The sequence below is a fragment of the Klebsiella sp. HN106 genome (genome assembly GCF_051209435.1).
Lineage (GTDB): Bacteria > Pseudomonadota > Gammaproteobacteria > Enterobacterales > Enterobacteriaceae > Klebsiella > Klebsiella oxytoca.
On record NZ_JBLURD010000004.1, the window covers coordinates 235,375 to 250,726 of the forward strand.

Here is a 15,352-nt window from a genome sequence, read left to right on the forward strand (position 1 = left end):
AGGCAGTATGGCGTTGAATGTTTTTTCAGCGCCATTTTTATTTATGTAGGGCACGGAAATCCCTACGCAAACGTTTTCTTTTTCTGTTAGAATGCGCCCCGAACCGGACGACAGGGCGTAAAATCGTGGGACGTATATGGTCTGGATTGATTACGCCATAATTGCGGTGATTGGTTTTTCCTCACTGGTTAGCCTGATCCGCGGCTTTGTTCGTGAAGCTTTATCGCTGGTAACCTGGGGATGTGCTTTCTTTGTTGCCAGTCATTACTACACTTACCTGGCTGTCTGGTTCACGGGCTTTGAAGACGAACTGGTCCGAAATGGGATTGCTATCGCGATACTGTTTATCGCAACGCTTATCGTCGGCGCTATCGTAAACTTTGTGATAGGTCAGCTGGTGGAGAAAACCGGCCTGTCGGGTACCGACAGGGTCTTAGGGATCTGCTTTGGCGCCCTGCGCGGTGTGCTAATCGTCTCAGCGATTCTGTTCTTTCTCGATAGCTTTACCGGTATGGCGAAAAGCGAAGACTGGCAAAAGTCTGAGCTTATCCCGCAGTTCAGTTTCGTTATCAGATGGTTCTTTGACTATCTGCAGAGCTCGTCAAGTTTCTTGCCCAAAGCATAAGCGTTGGGATGTAGCTTAACGAGGAAAAGACGTATGTGCGGTATTGTCGGTATCGCCGGTGTCATGCCGGTAAACCAGTCGATTTATGACGCGTTAACGGTGCTTCAGCATCGTGGCCAGGATGCCGCAGGCATCATCACCATTGATGCGAACAACTGTTTCCGTTTGCGTAAGGCGAACGGACTGGTGAGCGATGTTTTTGAAGCTCGCCATATGCAGCGTATGCAGGGCAATATGGGGATTGGTCACGTTCGTTACCCGACGGCTGGCAGCTCCAGCGCCTCTGAGGCTCAGCCTTTCTACGTCAACTCACCGTATGGTATTACGTTGGCGCACAACGGTAACCTGACCAACGCTCACGAGCTGCGTAAAAAGCTGTTTGAAGAAAAACGCCGCCACATCAACACCACCTCCGATTCCGAAATCCTGCTCAATATCTTTGCCAGCGAGCTGGACAACTTCCGCCACTACCCGCTGGAAGCCGACAATATTTTTGCGGCGATTGCCGCCACCAACCGCCAGATTCGCGGCGCTTACGCCTGCGTGGCGATGATTATCGGTCACGGCATGGTGGCCTTCCGCGACCCGAACGGCATCCGTCCGCTGGTGCTGGGCAAGCGCGATATTGGCGATGGCCGTACCGAGTATATGGTCGCTTCGGAAAGCGTGGCGCTCGATACGCTGGGCTTTGAGTTCCTGCGCGACGTGGCGCCTGGCGAAGCGGTGTATATCACCGAAAAAGGCCAGCTGTTTACTCGCCAGTGCGCGGAAAACCCGGTCAGCAACCCGTGCCTGTTCGAGTACGTGTACTTTGCGCGTCCGGACTCCTTCATCGACAAAATTTCCGTTTACAGCGCCCGCGTCAATATGGGCACGAAGCTGGGCGAGAAAATTGCCCGCGAGTGGGAAGATCTGGATATCGATGTGGTCATTCCCATTCCGGAAACCTCCTGCGATATCGCACTGGAAATCGCCCGCATCCTCGACAAGCCGTACCGCCAGGGGTTTGTTAAAAACCGCTACGTAGGCCGAACCTTCATCATGCCGGGCCAGCAGCTGCGCCGGAAATCGGTGCGGCGTAAGCTTAACGCCAACCGCGCCGAGTTCCGCGATAAGAACGTGCTGTTGGTGGATGATTCCATCGTGCGCGGCACCACCTCTGAGCAGATTATTGAGATGGCGCGCGAAGCCGGGGCGAAGAAAGTCTACCTGGCTTCCGCTGCGCCGGAAATTCGTTTCCCGAACGTGTATGGCATCGATATGCCGACCGCCAATGAGCTGATTGCTCACGGGCGTGAAGTGGATGAGATTCGCCAGATCATCGGTGCGGATGGCCTGATTTTCCAGGATCTGGACGATCTGATTGACGCGGTGCGCGCTGAGAATCCGGATATCCAGCAGTTTGAATGTTCGGTCTTCAACGGTATCTACGTCACTAAAGATGTTGATCAGACCTATCTGGATTTCCTTGACTCTCTGCGCAACGACGACGCAAAAGCGGTTCAGCTGCAGAACGAAGTGGAAAACCTGGAGATGCACAACGAAGGGTAATGCCTTGATTCGCTGGAAGCCCGCGGTCCGAAGACTGCGGGCTTTTTGTTTTTAGAGGTCAGGCCTCGTTGATCCAAATTCGCATCTCGCCTTCGCCACGATTGGCCCAGCTAAACCATGGAATAAAGGTTAAGGTCTGTTTCTCTACCGCCGTCTGGCGATGGTCGAAGCTGTAGAGCGGTTTATCCTCCTGGGCGGTCAGTACCCGAAGCCCCTCCGCCTGCAGCACGATTTTTCCTTTTAGCACCCCGGTCCCTGGAATCTCGCGTATCTGACTCGCTTTGGGCAGCGACAGGTTGTGCAGTTCGGCGCTGTTATCAACCTCTTCCAGGCAGTAAACCAGCGGTCCGCGCTGAATGGCGACTTTACCGGCGTTATGGCGAACCAGTGGGTTGGCGTAGACCCGGCGGAGGGTCATCGGCAGGCGCAGCGTAATGATATCCCCCTGCTGCCATTGGCGCGTAATATGCAGATAGCCTTTCAGTTGTTCGCCCTGCGCGGCTTCGCCGTTGATGAGCACCTGCGGCGCTTCACACCATTCCGGCAGGCGCAGCGCCAGCGTATGCTGAACGGCCTGCGGGTGGCTGAAAGTGATGTTGACCTCCTCATCCCATGGATAGTTACCGCTGATTTTTAGCGCCAGCGGCTGGTCATTAATGGTGAACTGCGCTTCGCTTCCGGCGTAGAAATTGATAAACAGCGCATCCCGGCGCGGCGTGAACAGGTAGTGCCCGATAGCCACCAACGTGCGGGCGATATTTGGCGGGCAGCAGGCGCAGCCAAACCAGCGCTGGCGAACCGGTTTGATATGGTCGTAAATATGGTTATGCGGAATGCTTTTCGGATAGGTTTCCAGCGGGTTAACATAAAAGAAGTGTTTACCGTCCAGCGCCATCCCGCCGAGTACCGTATTGTAAAAAGCGCGTTCCATCACGTCGGCATAGTGCGCATCGCCTTCCATTTCCAGCATCCGACGGGCGAACATCATCAGGCCAATTGAAGCGCAGCTTTCGCCGTAGGCGGTATCGTTGGGCAGATCGTAGTCGCTGGTAAAAGCTTCGCCGATCCCCTGAGAGCCGATTCCACCGGTGATATACATCCGACGCTGCACCATGTTGTTCCAGATCCGCAGGCAGGTCTGACGTTTCTCTTCGTCATTTGTCATACGGGCGATATGCGCCAGGCCGGTCATCAGATAGACCGAACGTACGGCGTGGCCGACCGCTTCGTTCTGTTCAGCGAGCGGTTTGTGCGCATGGGTGTAAGTTTTGTCTTTGATCATTCCTGGCCAGGCGTCGCCCCAACCGATCCAGTGCCGGGTACCGCCGCGTTTTTCGAACTCGATATCGTAATAGTAGGGCTGCTTCCCACGCTCTTCGACGAAGAAGCAGGCCAACGCCTGATAGCGAGGTTCCCGGGTGACTTCATACAGGCGCATCAGCGCCAGTTCGATTTCCGGATGTCCCGGATAGCCGCGAAGCTGTCCGGGGTTAGGCCCGAAGACGGTATCAATGTGGTCGGCAAAGCGGCAGGAGATTTCCAACAGACGACGTTTACCGGTGGCGCGATAAAAAGCGACAGCTGCTTCAAAAAGATGCCCGGCACAGTACAGTTCATGACACTCTGCCAGGTTAGTCCAGCGCTGACCCGGTTCTTTTACGGTATACCAGGTATTGAGATAGCCGTCTTCACACTGCGCTTGCGCCAGCAGTTCGATCGCTTCGTCAGCGGTTTGTTCGAGCGTCGCGTCAGGTTTTTGGCTTAACGACCAGGCGACCGCCTCAAGCCATTTGGTGACGTCGCTATCCTGAAAAACCATTCCGTAAAATTGGCCATCCTCTTGTCCCGCGGCAATGCGATAGTTGGCCAGCGCGTGGCTGGGCTCCGCATCGGGAATATTGTCGTTCAGCGCTTCCCACTGATAAGGAATGACGACATCACGAATCAAACGCTGATACTCTCCCAGGAAAGGATCGGTAACGGTAATTCGGTTCAGGTCGGCTTCAATTACATCGGACTGCATCATGTTTACCTCAGGAAATTTGGCTATGTCTTTGGTTAAGATCGGTGGAGATACGTTTCATCATTGGGCCGTCCAGCCGGCACTTCAGCAGACACAGGGCCAGCACCAGATGGAAAATTGCCGGTATTACGGTTTGCAGCAGGGTGATGCCCTGAATAGACGCGGCAGTTTGATTTTCCAGGCCTGGACGGTACGCGACCAGAATCAGCAACAGGCTGATAATGCCGCCGGATGAGGCCCAGGAGAGCTTGATAAAAAAGAGGTTAAAGGCGAAGTTCATACCGGAGGAACGCACGCCATTCTTCCATTCACCGTAATCATCGGCGAAGGCCATAATCGAGAAGTGCAGCGGCAGGGTGAAACCAAGCACAACGTTGTTCATCAGGATACAGACCAGCCATAGTGTCTGATGCTGCGGGCCGGTGGGCAGGAACCACATCGCCACGCCGAAAATAACCAGCACCAGGTTAGTGCGGAAGTACAGCGTAACCATGTCGACGCGGCGTGAAAGCGGGTTGACGATCACCGCGCCAATAATCGCAGCCACGGTGACGATAGCAAAAAACAGCGACATAAAGCCGGCGCTGCCCTGCAGCGCGTAGGAGATAAAGTACATGTAGCCGCCGCCGCGAATGCACAGAATATTCACCAGCAGGAAGGACATCACCAGCATCAGCAGTAATTGGTCGTTCTTACGCAGCCCTTGCAGATGCTGGCGCAGCGTGAATTTTCCGGCCAGCGACAGCGGAACCCGCTCTTTGACCCAGAAAAAGCAAAGTAAAAACATGATCATACCAACGGCGCACAGCACGGCCACGCCGTACTGGTAGCCTTTAGCCAGATTCCCCTGGCCAAAAAGCTCGACCATCCATGGCAGCCCGACGGAGACCAGGAAGCCGGCGATACCGCTTAACACAAAGCGCCAGGACTGGCAGGACATTACCTGATCGTGACGGTTGGTCATGGCGTTTATCAGGGCGCAGTAGGGGACGTTATTGGCGGTATAGCCAATAGAGAGCAAAAAATAGGTCCCGAACGCCCAGGCAATTTTCATGTTTGGGCTCATGTCTGGCACGGTAAACGTCAGGATGCCGATAACCGCAAGCGGCACGGCAGTCCAGAGCTGCCACGGGCGAAAGCGGCCCCAGCGGCTGCGGGTTCTGTCAGCAATAACGCCCATAACCGGGTCTGATATCGCATCAAAAATTCTCAGGGTAAAGAACATTGCCCCGACGATGGCCGGGCTGAGGCCGAACACATCGGTGTAGAAAAAAAGCAGGAAGCCGCTGATTAAGTCAGAGATGCAGTGTCCACCGGCATCTCCCAGCCCATAGCCTATTTTTTCGCGGGTGGAGAGCGTTTCGCCCGCATCAACCATCTGCACATTCGTGTCCAGATTATCGACTGTAGCCATAACCAATCCTTATTTGCTAAGCAGAGTGTGAGGGTACACAGGTCATTACGATCTGTTTTTATATTTTTAGTAAACTTCATACGCTGCCGAGCATAGATCTAATCTTCTCTTTTCGTACATTTTTGACTTTTGTGCTTGTGATATTGATCTTGATTTTTACTATAAATTATTTTTAATGCCGATCTTGATCACATTTATCCGTGAAGGATGCCGGGATTTTTTGCGTTATTCGCTAAGCTGAGCATCATTTTTACGAGAAAAGGTCGAATTAAATGCATTTAGGAATGGATATCGGTGGGACCAAAGTTGAGACTGTCGTGCTGGATGACAAGGGAAAACTGGTCTGGCAGCAGCGCATTGCGACACCGAAAGCCAGTATTGAGCAGTTCTTACAGGGTATCATTGGAGAAGTCCATGCCGCGCAGGATTGGGCAGGCGAAAAGCTAAGCCTGGGATTCGGTTTGCCCGGCGCGATTGACACCGCTACTTGTTTAGTAAAAAATTCAAATATTCAGGTGGTCAATGGGCATCCGCTGCATGATATCCTTAGCGACTATTTTTCCCAGCCGGTGGCTGTCGCAAACGATGCTAACTGTTTCGCGCTGTCGGAAGCGATAGATGGCTGCGGCGCCGGTCATGAAGTGGTGTTTGGGGCGATCCTTGGTACCGGATGCGGCGGCGGTGTGGTGGTGCATCAGCGTTTGCTGACCGGGCCGAATGCCTGCAGCGGTGAATGGGGGCATAATCCTTTGCCGCACTATTCCCCGGAACACGATGGGCCTTCGCACTTGTGCTATTGCGGTCAGCATAACTGCGTAGAATCGTTTATCTCTGGCAGCGGGCTGGCCCGACAGTTTCGCTTACATAATGAAGGACGCGGAACCGCTGAAGAACTGGTGTTGAAGATGCGTGAAGGACACCCTCAAGCGCTGGCACTGTGGCGGCAATTCCGTAATCAGCTGGCGCGCGCCTTCGCAAACGTCGTGAATACGCTCGATCCGGATGTGATAGTGATAGGTGGGGGGCTGTCGGGCGTCGATGAGCTGTATAGCGATTTATCGGCTGAAATGGCAAAGTACATATTCGGTGGACGCTGCGTGACGCCGGTTCTGCCGGCAAAGCATGGCGACAGCAGCGGCGTACGCGGCGCAGCATGGGCTGGAGAGCAGGCGCTGCAGGGATAATCAGCGTAAACCCCGTAAAACAGGTGAAAACGAACGGAATGGTAAAAAAGACCAGAATTAAAGATATTGCGGCGGCCTGCGGCGTGTCGATTGCCGCAGTATCAAGAGCGCTAAAAGGGCAGCCGGGGCTTAGCGAGGAGACTCGTCAGCGGATCCTGTCGATAGCGGAAGCCGAAGGCTATGATTTTAGCCGCTTGCGCAACGGTCGCATCAAGCGGCTGCTGTTTTTAATGCACAGGGAACACAATATTGCCAGCGCTCTGCCGTTCTATTCGACCGTCATGCTTGGCGTTGCGGACGCTTGTAGAGAAAATGAAATTGCCATGAGCTTCCAGCCCATTGGTCCGGGAGATTCAGTTGGCGAGTTGATTAATCTCCATCAGCCTGACGCGCTGATCTGCGCGGGTTATCTTGAAGCAGAGATACTGGCGGAATTGAAAAAAACGGCGCTCCCCGTTGCCCTGGTTGATTTGTGGGCGGCGGATTTTCCCTGTGCCAATCCTGACAACTATCACGGCGGATTTATCGCCACCCGGCACCTGCTTGAACAGGGAAGAAAGCGTATTGCCTTACTCGGCCATTCACAGCACCATTACAGCATCCGTCAGCGTACTGAAGGCTATCTGCAGGCGCTGTTTGATGCCGGAATTTCTCTGGCCGAGGAGTATCGAGTCGAAGTCCCCCCGGTCAAGGAGATAGAAAAACCGCTGGTAGAAGGCATGGAGAAACTGCTGGCGCTACCGCAGCCGCCGGATGCTATCTTTGCTTATAACGATATGGCGGCGCTGGTGGCGATGAGAGTTTGCGCGCGGAAGGGCATCAAGGTGCCGGATGAGATTGCGATCGTCGGTTTCGATGATATTGAAGCTGCTGCCTGGGCCTGGCCGCCGTTAACCACGGTGGCCATTGATAAGCGTGAGCTTGGCCGCGATGCGTTCCGTCTTTTACTCAGCGATGAGGGTGACAGAAACCTGTTGTTGCCGGTGCGGTTAGTGGTTCGCGAGAGTTCATTGCGGTTGCGTCCGCAGGCATAATCCGGCAAAGTCTGCGCCATCGTGTGAAAGGGGCAATCATCGTGAAGCGACTCATTATCGGTATCTCTGGCGCCAGCGGCGCAATTTACGGCGTACGCCTGCTCCAGGTTTTGCGCGAGGTGCCTGATGTCGAAACCCATCTTATTTTAAGCCAGGCCGCCCGTCAGACGCTGGCGCTGGAGACGGACTTCTCCCTGCGCGAGGTGCAGGCGTTGGCCGACGTAGTGCACGATGCCCGTGATATCGCCGCCAGTATCTCTTCCGGCTCTTTTAAAACCGCCGGGATGGTGATTTTGCCATGTTCAATGAAAACGCTTTCCGGCATTGTTCATAGCTATACCGATGGGCTGCTGACCAGAGCGGCGGACGTGGTGCTTAAAGAGCGTCGCCCGCTGGTGCTGTGCGTTCGGGAAACGCCGTTCCACCTCGGTCATCTGCGTCTGCTGGTCCAGGCGGCGGAAATGGGCGCAGTGATTATGCCGCCGGTTCCGGCGTTCTATCATCGTCCTGGAAGCCTTGACGATGTGATCAATCAAACGGTCAATCGCGTTATCGATCAGTTTGATATCTCTCTTCCTGCAGACCTCTTTACCCGCTGGCAGGGCGCGTAGGGCGCACTAACATAGTGCGCTTTCTTCACCTCTGCGCTCCTGCAGTGCAATTTTGTCGCCTCGATCAAATCCTCAACATTTAATTTGTTTTTTTGCGCTACGGCGCTGCGGTTTATCCATTATTGCTGGTATCTTCCCTTTCAAGACAAACTTGCAACCTTTATTTAACAAATTTAACGCCGTTTCCAGCACGCACTGAGAGAATGGCATAAAACGTGCAAGATTTGTCGGCAGCACCAATAACAAGACAACGCATGACATAACAACATCACGACACTTAAGGGTAACCTATGAAGAAGACGGTCCTGGCTTTCTCTTTAATGATGGGCATTTGCAGCGCTTCCAGCGCCTTCGCCGCGCTGCCGCAGAGTATTCGCATTGGCACCGATGCCACCTACGCGCCTTTTTCTTCTAAGGATGCGAAAGGGGATTTCGTGGGTTTTGACATTGATTTGGGTAATGAGCTCTGTTCGCGCATCAAAGTAAAATGTACCTGGGTTGGCAGCGATTTCGACTCCCTGATCCCATCGCTGAAGGCGAAGAAAATCGACGCCATCATCTCTTCGTTATCGATCACCGAAAAACGCCAGCAGGAAATCGCGTTCTCTGACAAGCTCTACGCGGCGGACTCTCGCCTGATTGCCGCCAAAGGCTCACCGATTCAACCGACGCTGGAATCTCTGAAAGGCAAGCACGTCGGCGTTCTGCAGGGCTCCACCCAGGAGGCCTACGGCAATGAACGCTGGCGCAGCCACGGGGTAGACGTCGTGGCTTATCAGAATCAGGACTTAATCTACTCAGACCTCGCCGCGGGCCGCCTGGATGCCGCCTTGCAGGATGAGGTCGCCGCCAGCGAAGGCTTCCTCAAGCAACCAGCCGGTAAAGATTTTGCCTTTGCCGGACCTTCTGTTAAAGACAAAAAATTCTTCGGAGATGGCACCGGTATTGGCCTGCGTAAGGACGATAGCGAACTGAAGGCAGCTTTTGATAAAGCCCTGGCTGAGCTTCGCAAAGACGGCACCTACGACAAAATGGCGAAGAAATACTTCGACTTCAACGTTTACGGTGATTAAGTCGCCCGCTGGCCCGGATTCCGGGCCACGAGTATCTATTTCTGTCTGATATTGGTGCAACGGTGCTTTAAGCGGATTAATTTGGTGCAGGAAATTGCGCACTCTATGTTAAAAAGTGCATAGTTAAGCGTTTCCGATGCGAAAAAATTTGCTTTCCGGCGCAGAATGCTTTGCCTTACCGGGGCGAATAATGGCACGATAACTGCCGTAAGTACTTCTAATAAATCCATTAGAATGACAGTCTGTTGAGGATAGTTATGAAAAAACTGGCGTTGTCTCTCTCCTTAGCGCTGGCCCTTTCCAGCGTTTCCACCGTATTCGCAGCAATTCCGCAAAAAGTCCGCATTGGCACCGATCCTACTTATGCCCCGTTCGAATCAAAGAATGCACAGGGTAAATTGGTTGGTTTTGACATCGATCTGGCAAAAGAGCTGTGTAAGCGCATCAATACGCAATGTACCTTCATTGAGAACCCGCTGGACGCGCTGATCCCTTCTTTAAAAGCGAAGAAGATCGACGCCATTATGTCTTCGCTTTCGATCACCGAAAAACGCCAGCAGGAAATTGCCTTCACCGACAAACTTTACGCGGCTGATTCTCGCCTGGTCGTCAAAAAAGGCAGCGATATCACGCCAGACCTTGCGAAGCTGAAAGGTAAGCGCATTGGCGTTCTGCAGGGCACCACACAAGAAACCTATGGCAATGAACACTGGGCGCCGAAAGGTATTGAAATCGTTTCCTATCAGGGTCAGGACAATATCTATTCCGATTTGACCGCCGGACGTATTGACGCGGCGTTCCAGGATGAAGTTGCCGCCAGCGAAGGCTTCCTCAAACAGCCTATCGGCAAAGATTATCAGTTCGGCGGCCCGTCGATTAAAGACGAGAAGCTGTTTGGCGTCGGCACCGGAATGGGGCTGCGCAAAGAGGATAATGAGCTGCGTGAAGCATTAAATAAAGCCTTTGCCGAGATGCGCCAGGACGGCACCTACGACAAGCTGGCGAAGAAATATTTCGATTTTAACGTGTACGGCGACTAACCATCCCGCGTACCCCATCGCGCGTGACTTAGCGCGCGATGGTTGATGACAGACAGGGCAGACAGCATGCTGTACGGTTTTTCTCAGGTTATTTTTCAGGGCGCGCTGGTCACCCTTGAGCTGGCGTTAAGCTCGGTCGTTCTGGCAGTGCTTATCGGCCTGGCAGGCGCGGGGGCGAAGCTTTCCAGCAATCGTCCGCTGGCGCTGATTTTTGAAGGCTATACCACCTTAATTCGCGGCGTACCCGATCTGGTGCTGATGCTGCTGATTTTCTACGGGTTGCAGATCGCGCTCAACGCGCTGACCGATGCGCTTGGCCTCGCGCAGTTTGATATCGACCCCATGGTCGCGGGGATTATCACTCTGGGCTTTATTTACGGCGCTTACTTCACCGAAACCTTTCGCGGCGCCTTCCTGGCGGTACCGAAGGGACATATTGAAGCGGCAACGGCCTTCGGCTTCAGCGGCGGGCAGACCTTTCGCCGCATTCTGTTTCCGGCAATGATGCGCTATGCGCTGCCCGGAATTGGCAATAACTGGCAGGTGATCCTCAAAGCGACTGCCCTGGTCTCATTGCTGGGGCTGGAAGATGTGGTTAAGGCAACTCAGCTGGCGGGTAAAAGCACCTGGGAGCCTTTCTACTTCGCTATTGTCTGCGGCCTGATTTATCTGGTGTTTACCACGGTTTCCAATGGTGTGCTGCTGATGCTCGAACGCCGTTATTCTGTTGGCGTGAAGAGGGCTGACCTGTGATTGATATTATTCAGGAGTACTGGAAATCTCTGCTGTGGACCGACGGCTATCGCTTCACCGGCGTAGCGATTACGCTCTGGCTGCTGATCTCTTCAGTCGTGATGGGCGGCATACTCGCGGTTTTTCTTGCCATAGGCCGGGTATCGAGCAACAAATTTATCCAGTTCCCAATCTGGCTTTTCACCTATATCTTTCGCGGTACCCCGCTGTATGTGCAGCTGCTGGTGTTCTATTCCGGTATGTACACGCTGGAGATCGTCAAAGGTACAGAACTGCTGAACGCCTTCTTTCGTAGCGGTCTGAACTGTACGGTACTGGCGTTGACGCTGAATACCTGCGCTTATACCACGGAGATTTTTGCCGGAGCGATTCGTTCAGTGCCGGCGGGAGAGATCGAAGCCGCCCGCGCGTACGGTTTTTCTGCGGTCAAAATGTATCGCTGCATTATTTTGCCTTCCGCGCTGCGTATTGCTCTGCCTGCCTACAGCAACGAAGTGATCCTGATGCTGCATTCCACCGCGCTGGCCTTTACCGCCACGGTGCCGGATCTGCTGAAAATTGCCCGTGATATCAACTCGGCAACCTACCAGCCATTTACCGCTTTTGGCATTGCCGCAGTTCTGTATTTAATTATCTCCTATGTGCTGATTAGCTTATTCCGCAGGGCGGAAAAGCGCTGGCTGCAGCATATCAAACCTTCTTCGACGCATTGAGAACGCCATGTCCGACAATAAATTAAATGTAATCGATCTGCATAAACGTTACGGCGAACACGAGGTGCTGAAAGGCGTTTCGCTGCGGGCGAAAGCCGGGGACGTGATCAGTATTATTGGCTCATCCGGTTCCGGTAAAAGCACCTTTCTGCGCTGCATTAACTTTCTTGAAAAGCCCAGCGAAGGGACAATTGTGGTTAACGGGCAGAACATTGGTCTGGTTCGTGATAAAGACGGTCAGCTCAAGGTGTCGGATAAGAACCAACTGCGTCTGCTGCGGACTCGCCTGACGATGGTGTTCCAGCATTTCAATCTCTGGAGCCATATGACGGTGCTGGAAAACGTGATGGAAGCGCCGATTCAGGTTTTGGGCCTGAGCAAACAGGAAGCGCGCGAGCGGGCGGTGAAATATCTGGCGAAGGTGGGGATTGACGAACGCCAGCAGATTAAATATCCGGTGCATCTCTCCGGCGGCCAGCAGCAGCGCGTGTCCATCGCCCGCGCGCTGGCGATGGAACCCGATGTGCTGCTGTTTGATGAACCGACGTCGGCGCTTGATCCTGAACTGGTGGGTGAAGTGTTGCGCATTATGCAGCAGCTGGCTGAAGAGGGGAAAACCATGGTCGTGGTCACCCATGAGATGGGCTTTGCGCGCCACGTCTCCTCTCACGTAATCTTCCTGCATCAGGGCAAGATAGAAGAAGAGGGGCACCCTGACGAAGTCTTCGGTAATCCGAAAAGCCAGCGCTTGCAGCAGTTCCTGAAAGGCTCTTTAAAGTAATCCCTGTCCTGCCCCCGGCGGAATACTCTCCGTCGGGGCGGCTAACGCTCCAGCCGATATACCCAGTCGTCGTAATCAATTCCGTTCAGGCGATAGGCTTTTTCGAGCACCTGAATGCGGATAAAACCGTGTTTTTCCAGCAGACGAGAGGAACCAGCGTTACTGCCCAGCACCCAGGCATTGATGGCGTGAACGCCGAGCTGCTGAAAACCGTAGTCGCAAATCGCTTTTAGCGCTTCGCTGGCGTACCCTTTCCCCTGAGCTTCGGGCAGGAGTGCGTATCCGACATCCGCTTCGTGCGGGTTTTTACTGCTGATGCGCAGCCCGATATCGCCAATTGCCGCGCCGCTGGCATCACGTAAAACGAATACGCCAGGGTCTGCGCAGCGGGACTCAAACAGCGTCCGCAGCGCCGGCTCCTCAAGAAGCTCTCCCATATAGCGCATCACTTCTGGATCTCGCCGTAAGCGCAGAAAAAAAGGCCAGTCGGATGCGTTAAACCCAGAGAGACGCAGGCGCGGAGTGGTGAGTGTTATCATAAAGCAGTCCATACAAGTGGATTCTTCCGCCACCTTAACACCATAAAGCCGCGGAATGTTTATGCCTTTAAGCAACCGTCGGTGAAGCCTGGCGCTGACTTTCCAGCCCGCTAAGATAGTGCAACACGGTTTTGCTCTCCCGCGTAGCCCTCAGCTGCAGCGCCAGATTGAGATCGTCCAGCACCTCGGCGTGGGCGACCAGCGCTGAGTCTTCAGCAAGTCGTCCCTCCGTTACCAGCCAGCCAACGATGGTTTTCCAGCGCCATAGCGGCGAATTGCCTTTAACGCGCTGCACCGGTCCCGGAAACTGGCCCGAGCCTCGCGCGCCATCTTTCAATAAGGCGACGGCCTGTCGCGTCAGGCCGGTGAGTTCGGCAATATCGCTTAATCCTACCAGCGCGGAATCGACGGATTCGACTCGCGCATTCAGAGCCGGAGCGGATTCGATATCAGCAATGGCTGACAGAATAGCCTGCTCAAGAGAGTCTCTTTCGCGATCGAACTCCAGATAGACCGCCGTTCCGTAAAAACAGACCAGGGCGTCAGCGCAGCCTGCGGCATGCAGTGCATCTTCCAGACCCACGGTACGAGAAGTTACGCCGGAGAGGGTGAGCGTAAAATTATACAGCGCCATTGTTTAATCCTTCTTGTGGTTAAGCTGACCCGAGGCAGGCGGCTGGCAGCGGTCGACCATTCTGATAATTTGCCTGGCGTGGTTAATGGGTACCGCAGGCGTTGACCAGATGCTCATCATATGTTCCCGGTGCCGGGCCGTCCCACACATCAACCTGCCAAAACAGTGAACGCTTTTGCCGCCAGTGATAAAAATCCAGCCCCGTGCCAGCGAGTAGTCAATAGCTGCTCTGATATGTTTATCCGGATGTTCCTTCATCAATTCATCCTGGTAATGTTGAATAAGTTGTTGACGAATGTCAACGGTGTGGTGGTGTTAAATTACACACAGGGGTTATGGCAGAGTGAAAGACATATCACTGGAATAAGATTCACAGTTAAGGCGACAGAGGAATGGTGATTTTTGCGCGCTGCGAGGCGGGTTCAACAAATTAATTAATCAGGGAGAGCGATACTCTCCCTGAGAGACCTGGACTACCGCAGCACGTCGGCCAGCGCCTCTTCCAGATCGTACCAACGAAAGCCAAATCCGGCCGCTTCCAGGCGTTTAGGCAGCGCGCGCTGGCCGCCGAGTACCAGAACGGAAGATTCTCCCATCAGCAGACGAATAGCCGCCGCCGGGACGCGGAAAATCGCCGGACGGTTTAGCGCATGGCCCAGCGCATGAGCGAACTGCTCGTTACGAACCGGGTAAGGGGAAACCATATTAAACGGCCCGCGCAGGTCGTTATCAAGCAGCCACAGTATACCGTTGACCATATCGTCGATGTGGATCCAGGCCAGATACTGTCTGCCGCTGCCGATAGGGCCGCCGAGGCCAAGCTTAAAGGCGGGCGTCATTTTGGCCAGAATGCCGCCTCGCGGCGCCAGCACCACCCCGGTACGCAGCAGGCATACGCGGGTGCGATCGCTCTGCGCTTCGCAGGCAATCTGCTCCCAGCGGGCGCAAAGCTTGTGGGTAAACTCATTATGCGGCGGCTCTTCTTCGGTGACGACAACTTCGCCGAGATCGCCATAATAGCCGGCGGCTGAACCGCTAATCAGCACCGCGGGCGGCGCGTCGCTGGCGTTGATTAGGGTGACCAGCTTTTGGGTGATATCCCAACGGCTGTGGCAGAGGCGCTGCTTCTGCTCCGCCGTCCAGCGTTTATCGGCGATAGGTTCGCCTGCCAGATTGATGACGGCATCAAAACCGTTAAGATTCACCTGATGCTCAAAATCGCGCCACAGAGTGACGCGAGAATCGAGGCGGTTTTTCGCCTTTTCAGGGCTGCGGGTTGAAACCGTTACGCGATGCCCCAGCTCCAGCAGCCGGGGTATCAGATGCCGGCCAATCAGGCCGGTACCGCCAGTAAGCAGAACGTTCATAGCGCCTCCC

Annotated in this window: 16 protein-coding genes; 10 read left to right on the forward strand and 6 right to left on the reverse strand. The window is 54.2% G+C overall.

Annotation, left to right across the window (positions count from 1 at the left end; genetic code table 11):
* The first annotated feature begins 136 nt into the window (after window positions 1-136).
* Window positions 137-625, forward strand: coding sequence for a colicin V production protein (gene cvpA, locus ACSIPU_RS13775; protein WP_004104143.1), 489 nt, complete (start codon window positions 137-139; stop codon window positions 623-625).
* A gap of 33 nt (window positions 626-658) precedes the next feature.
* Window positions 659-2,176: an amidophosphoribosyltransferase gene (gene purF, locus ACSIPU_RS13780; protein WP_004104140.1), complete on the forward strand. Its 1,518-nt coding sequence runs from the start codon at window positions 659-661 to the stop codon at window positions 2,174-2,176.
* Between the two features lie 58 nt (window positions 2,177-2,234).
* Here the strand turns inward: purF and ACSIPU_RS13785 are convergent, their stop codons facing one another.
* Window positions 2,235-4,202 (reverse strand): glycoside hydrolase family 127 protein, encoded by a 1,968-nt coding sequence (locus tag ACSIPU_RS13785; RefSeq protein ID WP_196557857.1) that lies wholly within the window; start codon window positions 4,200-4,202, stop codon window positions 2,235-2,237.
* Window positions 4,203-4,209: 7 nt separating this feature from the next.
* Window positions 4,210-5,613, reverse strand: coding sequence for an MFS transporter (locus tag ACSIPU_RS13790; protein WP_023329883.1), 1,404 nt, complete (start codon window positions 5,611-5,613; stop codon window positions 4,210-4,212).
* A gap of 272 nt (window positions 5,614-5,885) precedes the next feature.
* On the opposite strand from ACSIPU_RS13790, the gene ACSIPU_RS13795 reads away from it, so the two are divergent.
* The 8 genes from ACSIPU_RS13795 (at window position 5,886) to hisP (ending at window position 12,802) form a co-directional block, all read left to right on the forward strand.
* Complete coding sequence (locus tag ACSIPU_RS13795; RefSeq protein ID WP_016808383.1) at window positions 5,886-6,797, forward strand: ROK family protein; 912 nt, start codon at window positions 5,886-5,888, stop codon at window positions 6,795-6,797.
* 38 nt (window positions 6,798-6,835) lie between these two features.
* Window positions 6,836-7,831 (forward strand): LacI family DNA-binding transcriptional regulator, encoded by a 996-nt coding sequence (locus ACSIPU_RS13800; protein ID WP_004104128.1) that lies wholly within the window; start codon window positions 6,836-6,838, stop codon window positions 7,829-7,831.
* A 41-nt stretch (window positions 7,832-7,872) separates the two neighbouring features.
* Window positions 7,873-8,442: a UbiX family flavin prenyltransferase gene (locus ACSIPU_RS13805; RefSeq protein ID WP_196557856.1), complete on the forward strand. Its 570-nt coding sequence runs from the start codon at window positions 7,873-7,875 to the stop codon at window positions 8,440-8,442.
* Window positions 8,443-8,732: 290 nt separating this feature from the next.
* Window positions 8,733-9,515, forward strand: a complete 783-nt coding sequence (gene argT / locus ACSIPU_RS13810) for a lysine/arginine/ornithine ABC transporter substrate-binding protein ArgT (RefSeq protein WP_004104124.1) — start codon at window positions 8,733-8,735, stop codon at window positions 9,513-9,515.
* 257 nt (window positions 9,516-9,772) lie between these two features.
* Entirely contained in the window at window positions 9,773-10,555 is a 783-nt protein-coding gene (hisJ, locus tag ACSIPU_RS13815) for a histidine ABC transporter substrate-binding protein HisJ (protein WP_196557854.1), read from the forward strand.
* A gap of 66 nt (window positions 10,556-10,621) precedes the next feature.
* Window positions 10,622-11,308 carry a histidine ABC transporter permease HisQ gene (locus ACSIPU_RS13820; protein ID WP_004104120.1) on the forward strand — a complete coding sequence of 229 codons (687 nt, stop codon included), beginning with the start codon at window positions 10,622-10,624 and terminating at the stop codon, window positions 11,306-11,308.
* A complete protein-coding gene (gene hisM, locus ACSIPU_RS13825; RefSeq protein ID WP_004104118.1) occupies window positions 11,305-12,021 on the forward strand; it encodes a histidine ABC transporter permease HisM in 717 nt (238 codons plus the stop codon). The genes ACSIPU_RS13820 and hisM overlap by 4 nt, the downstream gene beginning before the upstream one ends.
* 7 nt (window positions 12,022-12,028) lie before the next feature.
* The gene (gene hisP / locus ACSIPU_RS13830) at window positions 12,029-12,802 is read left to right on the forward strand and encodes a histidine ABC transporter ATP-binding protein HisP (RefSeq protein WP_004104116.1); all 774 of its coding nucleotides are present in this window, start codon (window positions 12,029-12,031) and stop codon (window positions 12,800-12,802) included.
* A 41-nt stretch (window positions 12,803-12,843) separates the two neighbouring features.
* Here hisP and ACSIPU_RS13835 read toward each other — a convergent pair whose 3' ends face one another.
* The 4 genes from ACSIPU_RS13835 to ACSIPU_RS13850 form a co-directional block, all read right to left on the reverse strand.
* On the reverse strand, window positions 12,844-13,341 hold the full coding sequence (locus ACSIPU_RS13835; RefSeq protein WP_004104114.1) for a GNAT family N-acetyltransferase: 498 nt from the start codon (window positions 13,339-13,341) through the stop codon (window positions 12,844-12,846).
* A gap of 67 nt (window positions 13,342-13,408) precedes the next feature.
* Entirely contained in the window at window positions 13,409-13,975 is a 567-nt protein-coding gene (locus ACSIPU_RS13840) for a hypothetical protein (RefSeq protein ID WP_004104113.1), read from the reverse strand.
* 3 nt (window positions 13,976-13,978) lie between these two features.
* A complete protein-coding gene (locus tag ACSIPU_RS13845; protein ID WP_004104111.1) occupies window positions 13,979-14,233 on the reverse strand; it encodes a hypothetical protein in 255 nt (84 codons plus the stop codon).
* 215 nt (window positions 14,234-14,448) lie between these two features.
* Entirely contained in the window at window positions 14,449-15,342 is an 894-nt protein-coding gene (locus ACSIPU_RS13850) for a TIGR01777 family oxidoreductase (protein WP_196557852.1), read from the reverse strand.
* Window positions 15,343-15,352 lie beyond the last annotated feature (10 nt).

Bases quoted from the DNA above. Each gene is read 5' to 3' on its own strand.
- cvpA (WP_004104143.1), top strand. From the start codon at position 137: ATGGTCTGGATTGATTACGCCATAATTGCGGTGATTGGTTTTTCCTCA.
- purF (WP_004104140.1), top strand. From the start codon at position 659: ATGTGCGGTATTGTCGGTATCGCCGGTGTCATGCCGGTAAACCAGTCG.
- ACSIPU_RS13785 (WP_196557857.1), bottom strand. From the start codon at position 4,202: ATGATGCAGTCCGATGTAATTGAAGCCGACCTGAACCGAATTACCGTT.
- ACSIPU_RS13790 (WP_023329883.1), bottom strand. From the start codon at position 5,613: ATGGCTACAGTCGATAATCTGGACACGAATGTGCAGATGGTTGATGCG.
- ACSIPU_RS13795 (WP_016808383.1), top strand. From the start codon at position 5,886: ATGCATTTAGGAATGGATATCGGTGGGACCAAAGTTGAGACTGTCGTG.
- ACSIPU_RS13800 (WP_004104128.1), top strand. From the start codon at position 6,836: ATGGTAAAAAAGACCAGAATTAAAGATATTGCGGCGGCCTGCGGCGTG.
- argT (WP_004104124.1), top strand. From the start codon at position 8,733: ATGAAGAAGACGGTCCTGGCTTTCTCTTTAATGATGGGCATTTGCAGC.
- hisJ (WP_196557854.1), top strand. From the start codon at position 9,773: ATGAAAAAACTGGCGTTGTCTCTCTCCTTAGCGCTGGCCCTTTCCAGC.
- ACSIPU_RS13820 (WP_004104120.1), top strand. From the start codon at position 10,622: ATGCTGTACGGTTTTTCTCAGGTTATTTTTCAGGGCGCGCTGGTCACC.
- hisP (WP_004104116.1), top strand. From the start codon at position 12,029: ATGTCCGACAATAAATTAAATGTAATCGATCTGCATAAACGTTACGGC.
- ACSIPU_RS13835 (WP_004104114.1), bottom strand. From the start codon at position 13,341: ATGATAACACTCACCACTCCGCGCCTGCGTCTCTCTGGGTTTAACGCA.
- ACSIPU_RS13840 (WP_004104113.1), bottom strand. From the start codon at position 13,975: ATGGCGCTGTATAATTTTACGCTCACCCTCTCCGGCGTAACTTCTCGT.
- ACSIPU_RS13845 (WP_004104111.1), bottom strand. From the start codon at position 14,233: ATGAAGGAACATCCGGATAAACATATCAGAGCAGCTATTGACTACTCG.
- ACSIPU_RS13850 (WP_196557852.1), bottom strand. From the start codon at position 15,342: ATGAACGTTCTGCTTACTGGCGGTACCGGCCTGATTGGCCGGCATCTG.